We start from the raw sequence: 17062 nt of genomic DNA on the forward strand, positions 1-17062 counted from the left end.
ACTTTAGAATAATATTTCCTTATTATTAATGCTCTCTGGTAGAACAGAATTTAATTTTTGGATAGCGTTCTTCTGCCATAGTTAAATTGACCTTGGTCGGGGCAAGATACATCAAAGTATCACTACCGTCTAAAGCCAAATAATCAAAAGCTTTGGTCCGAAATTCAGCCATCGCTTTATCATCTTCTGCGTAAACCCAGCGAGCACAAGAGACGCTCACCGTTTCATAAATACAATCCACTTTGTATTCATGTTTTAATCGGTGAGCTACCACATCAAATTGCAATACACCGACCGCTCCTAAAATTAATTGATTGCTGTTTAAAGGTCTAAACACTTGTGTTGCGCCTTCCTCAGAAAGCTCAATTAACCCTTTAAGTAATGCTTTACTCTTTAATGGATCGCGCAGACGGACCAAGCGAAACAATTCAGGAGCAAAATTAGGAATGCCAGTGAATTTTAATTGCTCGCCTTGAGTAAAGGTATCACCTATTCGAATAGTTCCGTGGTTATGTAAACCAATAATATCGCCGGCTAAAGCTGTTTCAGTATGAGATCGATCGCCGGCCATGAATGTTAACGCATTAGCTATTTGTACTTCTTTGCCAATACGCAAATGACTTAGTTTCATTCCCTTTTTATAGGCTCCAGAACAGATGCGCAAGAAGGCAATTCTGTCTCTATGTTTAGGATCCATATTCGCTTGAATTTTAAATACAAAACCACTAAAGGCCTCTTCTTGAGGTAAGACCTGTCGTTCTTGAGTTGCGCGAGGCTGAGGGCCTGGAGCATATTGAACAAAATCATCTAGCAGCTCTTTGATACCAAAATTATTAATAGCAGAGCCAAAATAAACCGGAGTCATTCTACCCGCCAAATATTCCTCTAAATTGAATTCGTGCGAAGCCCCTTTTACCAGTTCAATTTCATCACGCAATTCTTGAGCGCTATCGCCTAATAACTCATCTAACTGAGGATTATTCAACCCTTGAATCTGTAATGCTTCTTGCTTTTGGGCATTTTTACCGTGTTGATAAAGATACACTATATCTTCATAACGATGATAAATTCCTTTAAAACGTTTACCCATACCAACAGGCCAAGTGATGGGCGCACACTGAATACCTAATACAGACTCCACTTCATCGAGCAAATCAATAGGCTCACGTCCTTCCCTGTCCAGCTTATTGATAAAGGTCATAATAGGCGTATCCCGCAGACGACATACTTCCATCAATTTCACCGTCCTATCCTCTACCCCTTTGGCCACGTCTATCACCATTAGAGCCGAGTCTACAGCAGTTAATGTTCGATAAGTATCCTCAGAGAAGTCTTCATGCCCCGGTGTATCAAGTAAATTCATCACATGCTGATTATGCACAAACTGCATTACTGAAGTGGTAATAGAAATTCCCCGTTCCTTTTCCATTTCCATCCAGTCAGATGTGGCGTGTCTGTCTGCTTTACGACCTTTAACTGTACCGGCTAATTGAATAGCTCCTCCAAATAAAAGTAATTTCTCAGTAACAGTGGTTTTTCCCGCATCAGGATGGGAAATAATGGCAAAAGTTCGTCTTTTATTAAAGTCTTGATAAAAATCAGACATAAGGCTCTCTAAAAATAAGTATGGTTTGTACAATTAAGTGAATTCTAAGGGAAAAGAAAGAAAGTAACAATTTTTTCGTTATTTTGTTCCTTCCAAACATAGAAATGAAGTACCAGGAAAAGCAGCGTCAACATATTAAAAGGGCAATTTGAACTATAATTTAATCTTAAGTGTCTTTATGAAATCCATAACATAAATTAAACGATTTAATTTAAAAATAAAAAGGAGTTTACCATGAGACATAAGTATTTTTTGCTTCCTGTTTTACTACCGTTATGTGCCTTCAGCCAATCTAAAATAGCCTCTGATACTGATACAATGATTTTTTCAAACAACCCTGTCGACAAAAATACAATCGTCAGATCTTATTCCAATGAATTTGAATTCAATCACGACAAACAATTTGAGCGAAGTATTGACTACCCCACTCAAGTTATCCGCCTCTCCGGTAGCTTGGAAAATTACCAGTTAGACTGCGACCAGGTGAATAAACAAATTGATGAAACTATAGTACAGAACATCACTCCAGATAAGTTCACTATTAACATGTTCATTATATGTACCTATGATCCCGAAACAAATTTAGCGACCGAATTCACCCTCCATAGTTATTTTGATCCCTTAGATGATAAAGCAATTGATTTCTTAAACTCCTATCTTAGTGAATATAATGGTACTGATTTTTTAGGAACAAAATTAAAAATTGAATCGGCTAAAGGAATGATTATTTCTTTAAATGTTATTGCTGGAATCAAAAAAAATCCCAATGCTCCCCTTTTTATAGAATACCGCAAGGATCGCAGTAATTTTTATTTTAAAAGTAACTATGATATGAAAAATAAATTACTGGCTGACGTCTATCATAATTTCTTTAGTAACGATCCGGAGAAAGTTCTGCCCTTCCTTAATAAATGGCTCTATTCTTATGCAGACACCCTTTATAGAGCAGTACTTAGAGATTCAAATTATGTGGAATTACAACCTGAGCGAATCTTTCTTATGGATAATGGGAATGAAATATTTGTCTCTGACTTAAAATACTATTTTGCCCATAACTGTACAAAATACAAAAATCAACGTTGCTTAAAACAGGAGTCATCATTATAAGAAGTAGCCCGTATGCAGTAAACGAAATACGGGAAATAAGTTAATAATATTGCTGTTCTATATTGTGTTCTATACTTTTTCATTCCTGTATTTCGTTTACTGCGTACAGGCTACTTTGTCATAATCGATCATAATTACGGAACGATCAGCTCCAATTCAAAGGAGGATCGCTCAAAATAATTAACTACCGAATGATCGGAGATTAAATCTAATCTTGCAGGCTTCCACTGAGGATTTTTATCCTTATCAACTAATAATGCTCTTACTCCTTCATAAAAGTCATTATCGCGCATAAAATGCCCCACTAAATCGAAATCCATATTCAAACATTCTGCCAAGGATAAGCCTTTTGCTTTTTGGAGTTGCGACAGGGTTACTTTAAGGCTTAAAGGTGATTTTTGTCCTAAAGTATTATCCACTCCTTCCGCCCAAACTCCTTCACAGCTTCGCAAAGCGTTCCTAATCATTTCAACCGTGGGATGTGAAAAGCATACATCAATCATGGGCTTAATCTGACTTATTTCATTTTCGGAATGCGAGCTTGCATAGGCGTTTAAACATTGGTCCACGCGCGCATGAGCATCTTCCGATAAATCCATAGTGATCAATTCATTGACCATATCCTGCATTTTTTGAGAAGAAACGATCTGCTTGACCAATCCAGTTTTCTTAGCATCTTGAGGACCTAGTCTATTTCCCGTTAATCCTAAATAGACGCCTAAAAAACCAGGGCATTGAGTTAATAAATGACTTGCGCCAATATCTGGGAAAAAGCCGATACTGGTTTCAGGCATTGCAAAAATAAAACGCTCACTTGCCACGGGATGGCTTCCATGCATAGAGACCCCTACTCCCCCACCCATAGTAATGCCATCCATCAAGGAAATGTAAGGTTTACCAAATTGATGAATAAAATGATTTAACCGGTATTCATGCCAAAAAAATTGCATTTGTTCGGAATCATTACCCCGTCGTGAATAAAGCCAACGCACATCCCCACCAGCACAAAAAGCATTAGAGGGCGCGGCACGCAAAACTACAGCATGAATACGCTCATCCTCTTTCCATAGTGCTAATTGCTTCTGCAATTCAATTATCATCGGTAAAGTAAGAGCATTTAATGCACTAGGTCTATTTAAAGTAATGAATCCTATTGAACCTTCATGACTAAAAAGTACTTCTTCAATCATTATTATTTTCCTTCAAACTCTGGAGCACGCTTATTAAGAAATGCATCCACTCCTTCCTTTTTATCTTCTGAAGCACATACCTTGGCAAAATGAATTGCTTCCAAATGCAAGGCATCGGTTAAAGAGAGATCATAGCCATAATCAATCACTTCCATTACTCCGGCTATAGCCAAAGGAGCCATGCCTAATATGCCTTTTAATAAGTTCTTGCCTTGTTCAATTAAATGCTCTGGCTCAACTATTTCGCTGACTAGTCCCCAATTTAAGGCAACTTCAGCATTAATAAAGCGGCCCGTTAAACATAAATCTAAAGCGCGTCCTTTACCTATTAAACGGGCTAATCGCTGAGTACCACCATATCCAGGAATAACTCCTAATTTCACTTCGGGCTGGCCGAACATGGCTTTAGAGGAAGCAACTCTCAGCGTTGCGGATATTGCCAGCTCGCATCCGCCGCCAAAAGCGAATCCATTCACCGCAGCAAGAGAGGGCTTTCCCATAGTTTCCAGAAGACGGAATACCTCTTGCCCCTGACATGCAAATTCGTAGCCCGTTTGAGCATTACATTCAGCAAGTCTGTTAATATCTGCGCCAGCACAAAAAGCTTTACCATTTCCGGTTATCATTAAAGCTTTAACTTTAGGATTTACTTTTGCTGATCTAAATAATTCGGCTAAAGCGCTTAATAAATCGGTGCTCAACGCATTTAATTTTTCCGGTCTATTCAAAGTCAAAGTTAAAATGCCGCTGTTATCCAATTCCTGTTCTATCAAATTCATCACTTAACTCCTGTTATGCAATAACGTATTCTTCATCCAAACTTGCTTTGGCAATAATTTCACGCATGATTTCATTAGTCCCCTCAAGAATCTGGTGGACTCTTAAATCCCTGAATATTCTTTCTATCTGATAGTCGCGTAAATACCCATAACCACCATGCAACTGCATGGCTTTATCACTAATGCGAAAAGCTACATCAGTAGCCAGACGTTTGGCCATGGCGCAGTACATTGGTGCATGAACATCATCATTATCCATTGCTCTTGCAGCTTTATAGACCATTAATCGCGCTGCTTCATAATCGGTCAGCATGTCTGCGAAATAAAAACGCAAAGCTTGCATTTTTGATAGTGGCTTATCAAATTGCTTGCGTTCTTGCATGTAACTTTGAGTCAACCGCAAACAAGCAAGTGCCCCACCTAAGGAACAGGAAGCAATATTAACTCTTCCCCCATTTAATGCGTTCAGAGCGAGCTTGAATCCCATACCCTCCTCGCCCACACGATTAGCAACAGGAACACGGCAATTCTCAAAATAAACCATACATGTTGGTTGATTGCGCCAGCCCAGTTTTTTTTCCAGTTTACCAAAGCTTAAACCCGGCGTATTTTTTTCGATTAACAAACAACTAATTCCCAGATGCGATTCATTTCCAGTACGGACCATACATAAATAGACATCGCTAACACTGCCCCCAGAGATAAAGGCTTTAGTACCATTAAGGACGTAATAATCACCATCTTTAACTGCCCTGCTCTTCAATGAAGCGGCATCTGACCCTGCTCCAGGTTCAGTAAGGCAATAACTGGATATCACTTGCATTGAGGTAAGCTTAGGTCCCCACTGAGCGCGTAATTCTTTACTCGCATAGCGATCCACTAAAGAAGTAACCATATTATGAATTGAAAGATAAGCACTGGTAGTAATACAACCTGTGGCTAACTGCTCAAATATTAATGCAGCATCCAAACGAGTTAATTGTGCCCCGCCTATATCCTCGCGAGCCATCATACCTGCCATGCCTAGATCTGCCGCTTCTCGCAGTACATCAACTGGAAATTGACTGTGCTCATCCCAACTATCAGCCATTGGAGCTAATTTTTTTTGGGCAAAATCTGCTGCCATCTCCCGAAAAGCCACATGTTCTTCTGTGAATTCAAAATCCATAAACCGTCCTTAGAACCTATATCTATTAGCCTCTCATCTTATCGCGATATTGCCACACTCTTCAATCGTAAAAACGCGATCCGCAACAACAAGTATCTCGTGCCCCCTTACTCAATCACAATCGGCATCTGGACAATAGATATCGGTTATTAATTTAAAATACCGGACAAAGTTTGTTTATGACGCCGAATTAAAAGATGATATTATTGCCAACTTTCAGCGCCTGTGAAAGAAGAATATGAATAATCACATGGAAACTTTAGCGCAACCTACATGCACAAATAAAAATGCCCTGACGGTTTTAAAAGACTATTTCGGCTTTGATTCTTTTAGAGCACCTCAAGAAGACATAATAAATGATGTCATCTCAGGGCTGGACGTGCTTGTCCTAATGCCCACCGGCGGTGGAAAATCGCTGTGTTATCAAATACCTTCAATAGTCAGGTCAGGAGTAGGCATAGTAGTCTCGCCATTAATTGCCTTAATGGAGGATCAAGTCGCGTCCTTGAAATTACAAGGCATTCGGGCAGCCTACTACAATTCATCCTTAACCAGCGAGGAAGCTAGAAAAGTACTGGCCCAACTGCATAATAATGAATTGGATTTACTTTACATCGCTCCGGAACGCCTCATTAGCGCTTCGTTTCTGGAGCGTTTGGAAGAGTGTGATATTGCTTTATTTGCTATAGATGAAGCTCATTGTATTTCCCAATGGGGTCATGATTTTCGCCCTGAATATGCCGCATTGGGGTTATTAAAAACCCATTTTCCCACAGTCCCAATCATTGCTTTAACAGCTACTGCCGATAAGCAGACACGCCAGGACATTGTAGTCAAATTAAATTATCAACCCAAAAAATACGTCGCCTCATTTAATAGACCCAATATCCATTACAAAGTAGTTCCTAAAACCAACGCAGCAAAGCAGTTAAATCAATTTTTACAATCCGAAGTCCAACAATCCGGGATCATCTATTGCGGGACAAGGAATAGTGTTGAGCGCCTGGCAGAAAAATTGCAGGACATGGGTTTTAAAGCCCGGGCCTATCATGCAGGACTTGCGCATAGTGAGCGGCGTGAAGTGCAAACCTTATTCCGACATGATCGTATTGATATAGTTGTTGCTACTATTGCTTTTGGCATGGGAATAGATAAGCCTAATGTGCGTTTTGTTGTCCATCATGATTTACCTAAAAATATTGAAGGTTACTATCAGGAAACCGGTCGTGCTGGACGGGACGGGTTACCTGCGCAAGCTCTTCTTCTCTACGATGCAGCTGACAGTGCCCGATTACGATCCTGGATCATTAATACCCCAGATGATGAACAAAGAAGAGTAGAAACCAATAAATTGAATCACATGCTGGCTTTTGCCGAAGCCACCCATTGTCGTCGCCAGATTCTCCTTCGTTATTTTGATGAACCCTGTGACACTGAATGCCGCTATTGTGATGTCTGTGATACTCCTCCTGAGACAGCAGATGCGACAATAGATGCTCAAAAACTACTTTCCTGCATTTACCGCTTAAAGCAAAGCTTCGGATTAACTCATACCATTGAAGTAATCAGAGGAACGCTTACTGATAAAATAAAACAATTTGGTCATGAGCGTTTAAGTACCTTCGGCATAGGTAAAGACAAATCAGCGAATTATTGGAAGCAACTTGCCTGGCAACTTATTCATAAAGATTACTGTGTCCAGGACATCAGCCATTTCAATGTATTAAAGCTAAATCCTAAAGCCATTCCGCTGTTAAAAGGCGAAGAAAAAATTTCCCTTACTATTCCACATAACGATCTCAAAGGAACTAAAAAGAAAACTAAAGAGAAAAGTGCTATTAAGCCTAGTAATAGCCCGTTATTTGAAGTCTTGCGCTCTTTGCGACGGCAACTGGCTGATGAAGAGAATAAACCGCCATTTATGATTTTTAGCGATGCGACCTTGCATGAAATGACTCAAGCAAGACCTCAAAATACAGAACAGCTTCTGGCTGTGTCGGGAGTTGGACAACACAAGCTCACTCATTATGGAAACCATTTTCTTAAGGCCTTAAAAGAATTTTGTGAGAATGAGTAAGATGATGCATCAATTGCCTCGAGCTTTCTATGAACGTAATACCATCACAGTAGCTAAAGAACTATTAGGGAAATACTTAGTCCATGATGACGGAAATCAAGAACGCATCGGAAAAATAGTGGAAGTAGAAGCCTATCTTGGCCCCCATGATTTGGCATCTCATTCGTCCAAAGGTCTGACCCAAAGAACTAAAGTTATGTTTGGACCTGCGGGCTTTGCTTATGTTTATTTGATTTATGGAGTGTATTACTGCACTAATGTAGTCACCGAATCGGAAGGAACCGGTTCCGCTGTATTATTGCGTGCTTTAGAGCCTATCCAAAACATTCAAGAGCGAACCCAGGGACCTGGTTTACTATCCAAAGCCATGCGCATAGATAAAACAATGAATCAACATGATTTAATCAGCGATACATTTTACATCGCAGAAATGGACAATCAACCCAACTTTACTATCATTGAAAAACCAAGAATTGGTGTTCATTACGCCAAACATTGGGCTGATCAGTTATTACGTTTTTATATTGGAGGAAATCCTTTTATTTCCAGGAAATAAAAGTCCAGCTTATTTGTTACAACCAATCTTCACCCGGACCTGGTAATACTTAACCTTCTTATCATCTATGAAGCCACGCGTTTCCAACACTTCAAACCAATCCAATTTACTATATGACTTTGCTGCTTGCGTAATGGCATTATCAATGGCTTGCTCAATACTTTCCTGAGAAGTTCCGACTAGTTCAATGATTTCATATACTTTATCACTCATTCCTGTTCTCTCCCTAAATTGATATGTTCTTGTGCTTTGGCAATGGCTTTGCGTATCGCTAAAGCTTCTTCTGACTGCTCCGGTGCCAAGCTTAATAGGCGTTGCCAATAATCAATTGCATCCTCATAAGCATGACTCAGGAATGCATTCATGGCAAGCATCGCTAACGCATCTGGTTGTTTAGGGTTATTTTTCAATAAGCTATCAAAAATTTCTATAATTTCCGGGCTAAATTTCTGATTATTTATCTGCCATAAACTATGCGCGTAATTAACCGCAAACTGCTCCTCCTGGGGTTTAAGATGATATGCTTTAGCAAAAGCTTTGGAAGCGTTCTGATTATCGTTTTGACTGGTATATAGTCGTCCTAAGAGATACCATCCCTTAGCACTCTCGGGTCTATCATCCAATTTTGCTCTAAGTTTATCGATTAACTCTTGAGGGTTCTTAATGGATTTAAGCATTTGTTGCGCTAAAATCTGTGAATTATTATGATGGATGTATTTCTGCCACTCAGCAAAGCCACCCCAAAAAAAATACCCGGTTGAAACTAATGCAAAAATAATGGGTATTACCAATAGGCCCACTTTAAGATTGCGTCTTAAAGGATAAACAATTACAACACTGGCCATCAATGTTATAACACCCAGAACTGCAACCAGCCACCATTCACTCATAAGAAACTCGCTTAAAACAAGTTCGCCAAAAAATAAAAAAGCCCAATAATAAAAATAAAAATGGACCAAACCAGAGTAATAGGGTCACCGCTTTTACGGGAGGGTTAAAGAGAATAAAATCACCATAGCGAGAGGTAAGGTAATCACTTATTTCAGTGTCGGTTTTCCCCTCTTTTACTAATTGATAAACCTGTAAACGCAAATCCTTTGCTAATTCAGCATTAGAATCAGCCAAATCCTGATTTTGACAAACCAGGCAACGCAGGTCTTTTAAGAGATGATTAAATTGGGCTTCTTTTTTAGCTGAATCCAGAGGATAAATACTGTTTGCAAAAGATAATGATGCAAACAATAAAATAAGGAACCCGCAACCAATGAAGCGAACCGTTCTCATGAATTTTGCTCCAATTTCTTCATCAAAGGCAGAATCTCTTTTAACCAGGCTTCCTGATTCATAATGCCTACATGTCGATAACGGATTATGCCTTTCTTATCGATAACAAAAGTCTCTGGCGCTCCATACACACCTAAATCAATAGCCACCTTACCCTCTATATCCTGGGCAATCAATTTATAGGGATTTCCCCATTGCTCCAGCCATTGCAAGGCATTTTCTGATTTATCCTTATAATTTAAACCATAGATTGGCACTCCTTCGCGTGCCAATTGCAACATAAAAACCTGCTCCTCAACACAAGCCTCACACCAACTAGCCCACACATTAAGTAACACCACTTGGTTGCGCAACTGGGTTGAATTAAAAGAAGAACTTGGTTGTTGTAATTGAGGCAAAGTAAAAGCAGGCAATGATTTGCCAAGCTGAACCGAGGGTAATTGATGTGGGTCCAGAGACAAACCTCGCCAAAGGAAAATACTAAGCAGTAAAAAAAGAATAATAGGGACTATACGCCATCCGAGTCTTCTCATACCTTCAACTCCTGGGTACAGGCAGCTACTACTTTCCTTTTTTGATAATATCTTCTATCAGTTAAGGCAAAAAAACCACCGGCCAAAATCAAGAAACCACCTGCCCAGATCCAACGTACAAAAGGTTTGTAATAAAGACGTACAGACCAGGAGTCATCGGCCAAAGGCTCACCCAGAGCCACATAAATATCCCTGAATGGAGTGACATCTATGGCGGATTCAGTCATAGCCATTTGGCCAATCGTATAGAGTCTTTTCTCCGGATAAATCAGTTTAGTCCTTCCCTGATGACTTATTTTAAATTGAGTTTTTGTCCCTTGATAATTAGGACCATTCAAAGGTTCTTGGCTAATAAATTCAACAGTATATCCCGCTAAATCCAATTTTTTTCCAGGAGCCAACTGCACATCGTCTTGCACCCCATATGCAGTAGAGACTGCAATACCAATTACAGTAGCAGCTACTCCACAATGTGCTATAACCATACCCCAATAAGCTTGTCCAATGCTCGTCAAACCGCGCTCATTAATTCTTCTATAAACCGCAGTACCAGTGCTTAAGATAACCCACATTGCCAGAATCAAACCAGTCAGCGCTGAATAGTTAAATTCATTGGTCGTAGCGAGCAGTAAAATAATAGGAAGAAACAGGCTAAGCAGAGCAATACCATTTAGTTTTCTAAAAACAGCGCGCCAACTGTCACTGCTCCATCTTAAATGAATTCCTACTCCCATTAATAACAACATAGGAATCATCAAGGGAACGAAAACTGCATTAAAATAAGGGGCGCCTACGGATAGTTTACCCAAACCCAAGCCTTCAACTAATAACGGGTACACTGTCCCCATTAAGACCGTCAGCATGATTACTACTAAAAATACATTATTTAATAATAAAGCACTCTCGCGAGAAAGGGGGCTTGGGCTGCTGCCTGTTTGTAGCGTTTGTGCTCTGAACAAAAATAACAGTAAAGAACCACCAATGACGACCAACAAAAATCCCAAGATATATAACCCACGCTGAGGATCAACCGCAAAAGCATGAACAGAGGTTAAAACCCCGGAACGCACCAAAAAAGTCCCTATAAGACTTAAAGAAAATGCGGCAATGGCTAATAACATAGTCCAGGCTTTAAATTGCTGTCGTTGTTCTGTTACAGCCAATGAGTGGAGTAATGCTGTACCTACCAGCCAGGGCATAAAAGAAGCATTTTCAACAGGATCCCAGAACCACCAACCGCCCCACCCCAGTTCTCGATAAGCCCACCAGCTTCCAAGGGTAATGCCAGCCGTTAAACAACACCAGGCAGCAAGAGTCCATGGCCGTGTCCATTTAGACCAGCTTGCCTCAACTTTACCTGCCCATAAAGCAGCAATGGCAAAGGCAAAAGCGACAGAAAAACCTACATAGCCCATATACAGCATGGGGGGATGAAATAAAAATCCTGGATCTTGTAATAAAGGATTTAAATCACGACCTTGAGTATTTAACACTTGAAACTGGCGTAAAAAAGGATTGGAGGTGGTCAATAAGAAAAGAATAAAGCCTATGCTTAACCAACCAAGCACTACTAAAACACGGGTGCGCATTTCTTTATCCAGACTGGAACTAAGATAGCCAACCAGGATCATCCAAAAACTAAGAATAGCAACCCACAACAGCATGGAGCCTTCATGACCTCCCCACACCGCGCAGAGTTTATAAAACCACGGTAACAACAGGCTGGAATTAGAGATCACATAAACTACAGTAAAATCATCCATTAAAAAACAAAGAGTTAAACAAATATAAGCTGATGCTACAAAGAAAAATTGCAGGCCAACATATACTTTAGCTGAATCCATCCAGTCCATACGCTTTTGTTGCAGGCCCACTAAAGGAATTATAGCGAGCATTAGAGACGCAACTAATGCCAGGATCAAAGAAAACAGCCCTATCTCTGCTATCATGAATTCACCTTTTTAGCCAAAGCAGCTTTAACTTCCGGCGGCATATAATTAGCATCATGTTTCGCTAATACCTGTGATGCACGGAATAAATGATTATCGGTTAATTGCCCCTCGGCTACTATCCCTTGACCTTCCCGAAACAAATCAGGAAGGATACCTTGGTAAGTTACAGTAATCGTTTTTTCAAAATCGGTTATTTTAAATTGAACGCCCAAGCCTTGGGCAGCACGAATAATACTCCCTTTTTCAACCATCCCGCCCACACGAATGGAATGATTAAGAGGTGCTTGTCCTGCTGCTACTTGGGTGGGCGTATAAAATAAACTGATGTTTTGCCTTAAAGCATATAAAACCAGAGCCGAGGCTATAGCTAAAATAGACATGATAAAAAGTAACATCAATATCTTGCGCCTTCTGACTGGTACCATAGCGTCTATCTCTTAAACCATCGTTGAAGTTTTTGCCGGGTCCGGGTCTTTTGCCATTTGATACCTAAAAGATTCATGACCAAAACAACACAAACCAAACCATAAGCTGGCCAAACATAAATGGAGTAGCCTCCCATTGCCACCCACTCAAAAAATTGATTCATTTAAGTTCTCCTTCGAACTGAATCTTGACCCAGGATTGTCTTCGCTCTCGCAGCAATACTTCATTGCGTGCCTTTTCCAAAATAATCCACAAGCTATATAAGAAAAATCCCAATAAAGTCAAAAGCAAAGGATAGAGCATACTGACATCAATTTTAGGTTTGGCAAAAGCTGATAAAGTAGCCCCTTGATGTAAGGTATTCCACCAATACACAGAGTAATGGATAATAGGTAAATCGATTAACCCAACCAAGGTTAATATGGCTATTATTTTGTCCCCATCCTCTTTATTTTTTACTGCTTGATGCGTTGCTAAAATTGCGGCGTATAATAATAAAAGAACTAATTCAGAGGTCAATCGAGCATCCCAAACCCACCAGGCACCCCACATGGGTTTACCCCAAATACTCCCCGTTATCAGAGCAAGAAAGGCCATACAAGCGCCTACTTGAGCAACGAGACTAATTAACAATCCGGCAATTTTAATGCGCCAAACTAAAAGCAATACGGCAAGAAACCCCATCCAGGCATAAAGGGCCATCGATAAAAATGCACTGGGCACGTGCACATAAATAATTCGATAAGCTTCGCCCTGTTGGTAATCAGGCGGAGCAAATATCAAGCCCCAGAGTATTCCAATAATCAAGGTCAATGATGCGCTTGCAGCCAACCAAGGGATCATTCGCCCCGATAAGGAATAAAATATCTTTGGGGAGGCCAATTGATATAAAAACTTCCACATAGGAAACAATAAAATCAAGAAAAGAACGGGATTTTATCATGCATCCCAGCTTTCGCAAAATATGCATTAAAACCAGTGTATTTTATTCAAATAAATCAGGGCATGTTGCTTAACAACCGCAGTATAGATTAAATTAGTAAGGTAGTGGAATTATTGCCTTTAACTTACTGAAAAGGAAATAAAATGCCTAGATTCTTTGATGTGAATACCCAAACATTACACGTTGTTGCATCCTATGCAGGAGCAGCCAAATTACCTTCAAATGTAGTAAGAGATGCCATTAAAGTTGAAGAGTTCGAACCCAGTAACATTAATGAATTGCATGTTACAAAATTAAGACGACAATATCCAGGCATGTCTTTGCCCGGATTTTTTTCTACGGATGACAAGAAAATTCATACAGGAAACTATGATCTGACTGATAAGAGTAACGTGGATTTAGTAGAAATTGCTAAGACAGTCGTTTACAGATAAGACTTTTACTTAAAATGTAACCTCTCAATAACCTTGACACATTGGTCACCTGAACGTAGTGAAAGATCTCTCACTATGTTCGAGGTGACGCTTCTTCAACTAACATCTGTTGACCATCATCCACTTTTAACTGCATAAAAATAAATAGGGAAATCATTGTGATAATACTCATCGCAAAAAATGCCTGATGAAATACAGGTGTTGTTAAAATTGCTGGTTGTTTCAGGTTAGATGAATAATAGCGAAGTAAAATGGCCCCCACAGCAACGCCAAAAGTCTGAGCTAATACTTGGGTAGTGCTCGTAATGCTGGTTGAGTCACTTAAATCCTCCTGACTGAGCTCGGCAAATGCCAGGGAATTCATAGCAGTGAATTGTGCGGCAGTAAACATACCAAAGATAAAGGTTAAACTGGCGATAGTATATACTGATGTATGATTATTAATGATTTGAAACAAGGCCAAAATTAATCCCATGAAAAGGGTATTTATTATCAAATAATATTTGTAACCTACCCGGCGCAAGATACGAAAAGCCAGCAATTTAGAAAAAATAATGCCAAACGCTATGGGAACTAATAGGAGTCCTGATAATTGTGCGCTGAAGCCCAGACTAATTTGTTGGAATAAGGGTAATAAAAAAGGCACTCCACCAAAACCCAAGCGTGAAAATAAATTACCAAGTACCGAAATACGAAATGTTCGAAAACGAAATAATTTAGTATTTATCACTGGATGCGGATGATTTTTTGCAATAAAAAAATACATAATAAAGGTAAAAAGTGCAGCAAAGATTATTAATAAAGTTAAAGACTGGTTAGCACCTGCTTCACTTAATTGCGATAATGAGAAACATAACAACGCCAGGCTGCCGCCAAATAAAATGAAGCCCAAGAGATCAAAAGGGCGCGCCTTTTTAGGCACAGTATCTTTTAAACCATAAACCGCAAGAACGATAGCCAGAATCCCTGCCGGAATATTGACCCAAAAAATCCATGGCCAGGATAATTGTTCTGTAATGATACCGCCCACAAATGGTCCCAACATAACGGCCAGAGAAACAACAATAATCACCGTGCTCATCGCTTCGACCAATTGGTGTCTTTCAAAAGTACGCGCTATTATTAAACGACCTAAGGAAATCATAAAAGCACCACCAATCCCTTGAAAACTACGCCCAATGACTAGATCCATTAAAGTATGGGCATAGCCGCACCAAAATGAGCTGATGGTAAACAGACCCAAGGCACTGATATAAATACGTTTGGTACCGTATTTATCCGCTGTCCATCCACTGATTGGAATAAATACCGCCAAGCTCAATAAATAACTAATGAGCGCGATTTTCAAATCAACCGGATTGACCTTAAAATTATGAGCCATGGTTGGAATAGCGGTATTAATGATATTAGTATCCAGAACATCCATGAATAATGCCAAGGAGACTGTGAACATTGTTATGCGTTTTGTGGATAGAATCATATCATTCCATATTCATGAATCACTTCATTTTCTCACGTCATCTCGAGTGTAACGAAAGATCTTCTCGAGGTGACCCAGGCCACATTTAGAGGTTGTTGCTGCTGACTTAATCTGCCAATTCATCCACTTTAATTGGTTATTTCACGCTAATCAACATGACTAATACGAATCACTCCGGCAATTGCATATGGCAAAAAGCCAACCGCTATAACTGACATGGCCAATAATAAAGCTAAATAACCACTCACCGGTAAACCTAGCATTGCAATGTTTAAAGTACCGCTACCAAAGATCAATAATGGTAAGGTTAAAGGCAATAAGATCAAAGCCATTAAAGCCCCCTTCTGATTGACTCCAACTCCAAAAGCAGCAGCTAATGCACACAAAAAGAATAAAGCCGGAGTACCACACAGAAGGCTAAGAGCTAACACCCAGGCTTCCCATAGACTAAAAGAAAATAAAATAGCAATTAAAGGACATAAAACTAAGATAGGTAATAAATTAAAAAACCAATGGGCAAATACTTTAGCGCTGACGATCAGATTTAATGACTGTCCGGATACGAGCCATTGCTCAATTACCCCATATTCGTAGTCTTGTTGAAACAATCGTTCTGCGGAAAGTAATGTGGATAACAACATAGCCATCCAGATTAATCCTGGTGCTATAGTCCTCATTAATACTATTTCTGGTCTAAGGGTCAGGGGGAACATAAACAACAGCATTAAAAAAAATAAACACGAATTAACTAAATATCTAATTTGACGTACTTGAATAAGCAGCTCGCGTTTGAATTGTTTTACAAATAATGAAAATCCGGAAATCACAAAAGAAACTCCTGATAATCAGATTTATTGATAGGTAAATTTTGATGGGAAGTAAGTAATACGGCACCGCCTAGCTTCCGATGATGGTTGATTTTTTCCATAATAATTGAAAGTGCGAAATCATCCAGAGCCACTAAAGGCTCATCTAATAACCACAATTTAGCATTGGACACCCACAGTCTTAATAAGCCTGCTTGTCGTCTTTGTCCTGCTGAAAATAATCCGCAAGGAGAATCAAGATGGTCTTGCAGTTTGAAAATTGAAGCTAACTCTTCGATATTTTTATCACCCAAGCCATAATGCAGGTCAAAAAAACAATTTTCTCTTAAACTTAAGTAGGGATTGATACCGGTCTTATGCCCTACAAAACATAATTGACGCTGATAGGCCGCCAGATTATTTTCTATAGCTTGCCCGGCAAAGTGAATCTGTCCATAAGCAGGATGGTATAATCCTGCAATTAATTTGAGTAAAGTGGTTTTCCCAGCGCCGTTTGCCCCGCGCAGATGCATTAATCCCCCTGCCGGAAGATGAAAAGTAACCTCTTTTAATAGAGGCCGTTCCTGGTAATCAAAATCAAGTTCAATAACATCAAGCATAAGAGAGATCATTCACTTTAAAAGAGGAGACTAACTATAAATAAAAGACAAAACAAGTTTTTTAGATTCAATGTTATGGTTTGTCTTGCGAAGTCACTCTA

Annotated in this window: 19 protein-coding genes; 4 read left to right on the forward strand and 15 right to left on the reverse strand. The window is 39.6% G+C overall.

The window, feature by feature from the left end:
* Positions 1–25: 25 nt before the first annotated feature.
* The gene (locus LOX96_RS04955) at positions 26–1606 is read right to left on the reverse strand and encodes a peptide chain release factor 3 (RefSeq protein WP_250423516.1); all 1581 of its coding nucleotides are present in this window, start codon (positions 1604–1606) and stop codon (positions 26–28) included.
* 234 nt (positions 1607–1840) lie between these two features.
* Between LOX96_RS04955 and LOX96_RS04960 the strand changes: the two genes are divergently transcribed.
* Positions 1841–2713, forward strand: a complete 873-nt coding sequence (locus tag LOX96_RS04960) for an Lpg0189 family type II secretion system effector (RefSeq protein ID WP_250423518.1) — start codon at positions 1841–1843, stop codon at positions 2711–2713.
* A 134-nt stretch (positions 2714–2847) separates the two neighbouring features.
* On the opposite strand, the gene LOX96_RS04965 is transcribed toward LOX96_RS04960, so the two are convergent.
* From LOX96_RS04965 to LOX96_RS04975, 3 genes are read right to left on the reverse strand one after another with little or no spacing between them, the layout of a single operon-like run.
* The gene (locus tag LOX96_RS04965) at positions 2848–3903 is read right to left on the reverse strand and encodes an enoyl-CoA hydratase/isomerase family protein (RefSeq protein WP_250423521.1); all 1056 of its coding nucleotides are present in this window, start codon (positions 3901–3903) and stop codon (positions 2848–2850) included.
* Positions 3904–3905: 2 nt separating this feature from the next.
* A complete protein-coding gene (locus LOX96_RS04970; RefSeq protein ID WP_250423522.1) occupies positions 3906–4682 on the reverse strand; it encodes an enoyl-CoA hydratase/isomerase family protein in 777 nt (258 codons plus the stop codon).
* A gap of 13 nt (positions 4683–4695) precedes the next feature.
* A complete protein-coding gene (locus LOX96_RS04975; RefSeq protein ID WP_250423523.1) occupies positions 4696–5850 on the reverse strand; it encodes an acyl-CoA dehydrogenase family protein in 1155 nt (384 codons plus the stop codon).
* A 250-nt stretch (positions 5851–6100) separates the two neighbouring features.
* On the opposite strand from LOX96_RS04975, the gene recQ reads away from it, so the two are divergent.
* Both recQ and LOX96_RS04985 read left to right on the forward strand, forming a co-directional pair.
* The gene (recQ, locus tag LOX96_RS04980; protein ID WP_250423568.1) at positions 6101–7927 is read left to right on the forward strand and encodes a DNA helicase RecQ; all 1827 of its coding nucleotides are present in this window, start codon (positions 6101–6103) and stop codon (positions 7925–7927) included.
* Between the two features lie 4 nt (positions 7928–7931).
* Positions 7932–8483, forward strand: coding sequence for a DNA-3-methyladenine glycosylase (locus LOX96_RS04985; RefSeq protein ID WP_250423569.1), 552 nt, complete (start codon positions 7932–7934; stop codon positions 8481–8483).
* A 9-nt stretch (positions 8484–8492) separates the two neighbouring features.
* On the opposite strand, the gene LOX96_RS04990 is transcribed toward LOX96_RS04985, so the two are convergent.
* The 8 genes from LOX96_RS04990 to ccmC are packed head-to-tail and all read right to left on the reverse strand — an operon-like array spanning position 8493 to position 13581.
* Positions 8493–8696 carry a dodecin gene (locus LOX96_RS04990; RefSeq protein WP_250423524.1) on the reverse strand — a complete coding sequence of 68 codons (204 nt, stop codon included), beginning with the start codon at positions 8694–8696 and terminating at the stop codon, positions 8493–8495.
* On the reverse strand, positions 8693–9373 hold the full coding sequence (locus LOX96_RS04995) for a tetratricopeptide repeat protein (RefSeq protein ID WP_250423527.1): 681 nt from the start codon (positions 9371–9373) through the stop codon (positions 8693–8695). Before LOX96_RS04995 ends, LOX96_RS04990 begins: the two co-directional genes overlap by 4 nt.
* The gene (locus tag LOX96_RS05000) at positions 9366–9767 is read right to left on the reverse strand and encodes a cytochrome c-type biogenesis protein (protein ID WP_250423530.1); all 402 of its coding nucleotides are present in this window, start codon (positions 9765–9767) and stop codon (positions 9366–9368) included. Before LOX96_RS05000 ends, LOX96_RS04995 begins: the two co-directional genes overlap by 8 nt.
* Positions 9764–10300, reverse strand: a complete 537-nt coding sequence (locus tag LOX96_RS05005) for a DsbE family thiol:disulfide interchange protein (protein ID WP_250423532.1) — start codon at positions 10298–10300, stop codon at positions 9764–9766. Before LOX96_RS05005 ends, LOX96_RS05000 begins: the two co-directional genes overlap by 4 nt.
* On the reverse strand, positions 10297–12249 hold the full coding sequence (locus LOX96_RS05010) for a heme lyase CcmF/NrfE family subunit (RefSeq protein ID WP_250423536.1): 1953 nt from the start codon (positions 12247–12249) through the stop codon (positions 10297–10299). The genes LOX96_RS05005 and LOX96_RS05010 overlap by 4 nt, the downstream gene beginning before the upstream one ends.
* Positions 12246–12677 (reverse strand): cytochrome c maturation protein CcmE, encoded by a 432-nt coding sequence (ccmE, locus tag LOX96_RS05015; protein WP_250423538.1) that lies wholly within the window; start codon positions 12675–12677, stop codon positions 12246–12248. Before ccmE ends, LOX96_RS05010 begins: the two co-directional genes overlap by 4 nt.
* A gap of 5 nt (positions 12678–12682) precedes the next feature.
* Positions 12683–12841 carry a heme exporter protein CcmD gene (gene ccmD / locus LOX96_RS05020; protein ID WP_250423543.1) on the reverse strand — a complete coding sequence of 53 codons (159 nt, stop codon included), beginning with the start codon at positions 12839–12841 and terminating at the stop codon, positions 12683–12685.
* Complete coding sequence (gene ccmC / locus LOX96_RS05025) at positions 12838–13581, reverse strand: heme ABC transporter permease CcmC (RefSeq protein ID WP_250423544.1); 744 nt, start codon at positions 13579–13581, stop codon at positions 12838–12840. The genes ccmD and ccmC overlap by 4 nt, the downstream gene beginning before the upstream one ends.
* A gap of 183 nt (positions 13582–13764) precedes the next feature.
* Between ccmC and LOX96_RS05030 the strand changes: the two genes are divergently transcribed.
* Positions 13765–14055, forward strand: coding sequence for a peptidase (locus LOX96_RS05030; protein WP_250423546.1), 291 nt, complete (start codon positions 13765–13767; stop codon positions 14053–14055).
* A 73-nt stretch (positions 14056–14128) separates the two neighbouring features.
* Here the strand turns inward: LOX96_RS05030 and LOX96_RS05035 are convergent, their stop codons facing one another.
* The 3 genes from LOX96_RS05035 to ccmA form a co-directional block, all read right to left on the reverse strand.
* Positions 14129–15535: an MFS transporter gene (locus LOX96_RS05035; RefSeq protein WP_250423548.1), complete on the reverse strand. Its 1407-nt coding sequence runs from the start codon at positions 15533–15535 to the stop codon at positions 14129–14131.
* A 146-nt stretch (positions 15536–15681) separates the two neighbouring features.
* Positions 15682–16362 carry a heme exporter protein CcmB gene (gene ccmB / locus LOX96_RS05040; protein WP_250423550.1) on the reverse strand — a complete coding sequence of 227 codons (681 nt, stop codon included), beginning with the start codon at positions 16360–16362 and terminating at the stop codon, positions 15682–15684.
* Complete coding sequence (gene ccmA / locus LOX96_RS05045; protein WP_250423552.1) at positions 16359–16961, reverse strand: heme ABC exporter ATP-binding protein CcmA; 603 nt, start codon at positions 16959–16961, stop codon at positions 16359–16361. The genes ccmB and ccmA overlap by 4 nt, the downstream gene beginning before the upstream one ends.
* Positions 16962–17062 lie beyond the last annotated feature (101 nt).

It is taken from the genome of Legionella maioricensis (genome assembly GCF_023618015.1).
Classification (GTDB): domain Bacteria; phylum Pseudomonadota; class Gammaproteobacteria; order Legionellales; family Legionellaceae; genus Legionella; species Legionella maioricensis.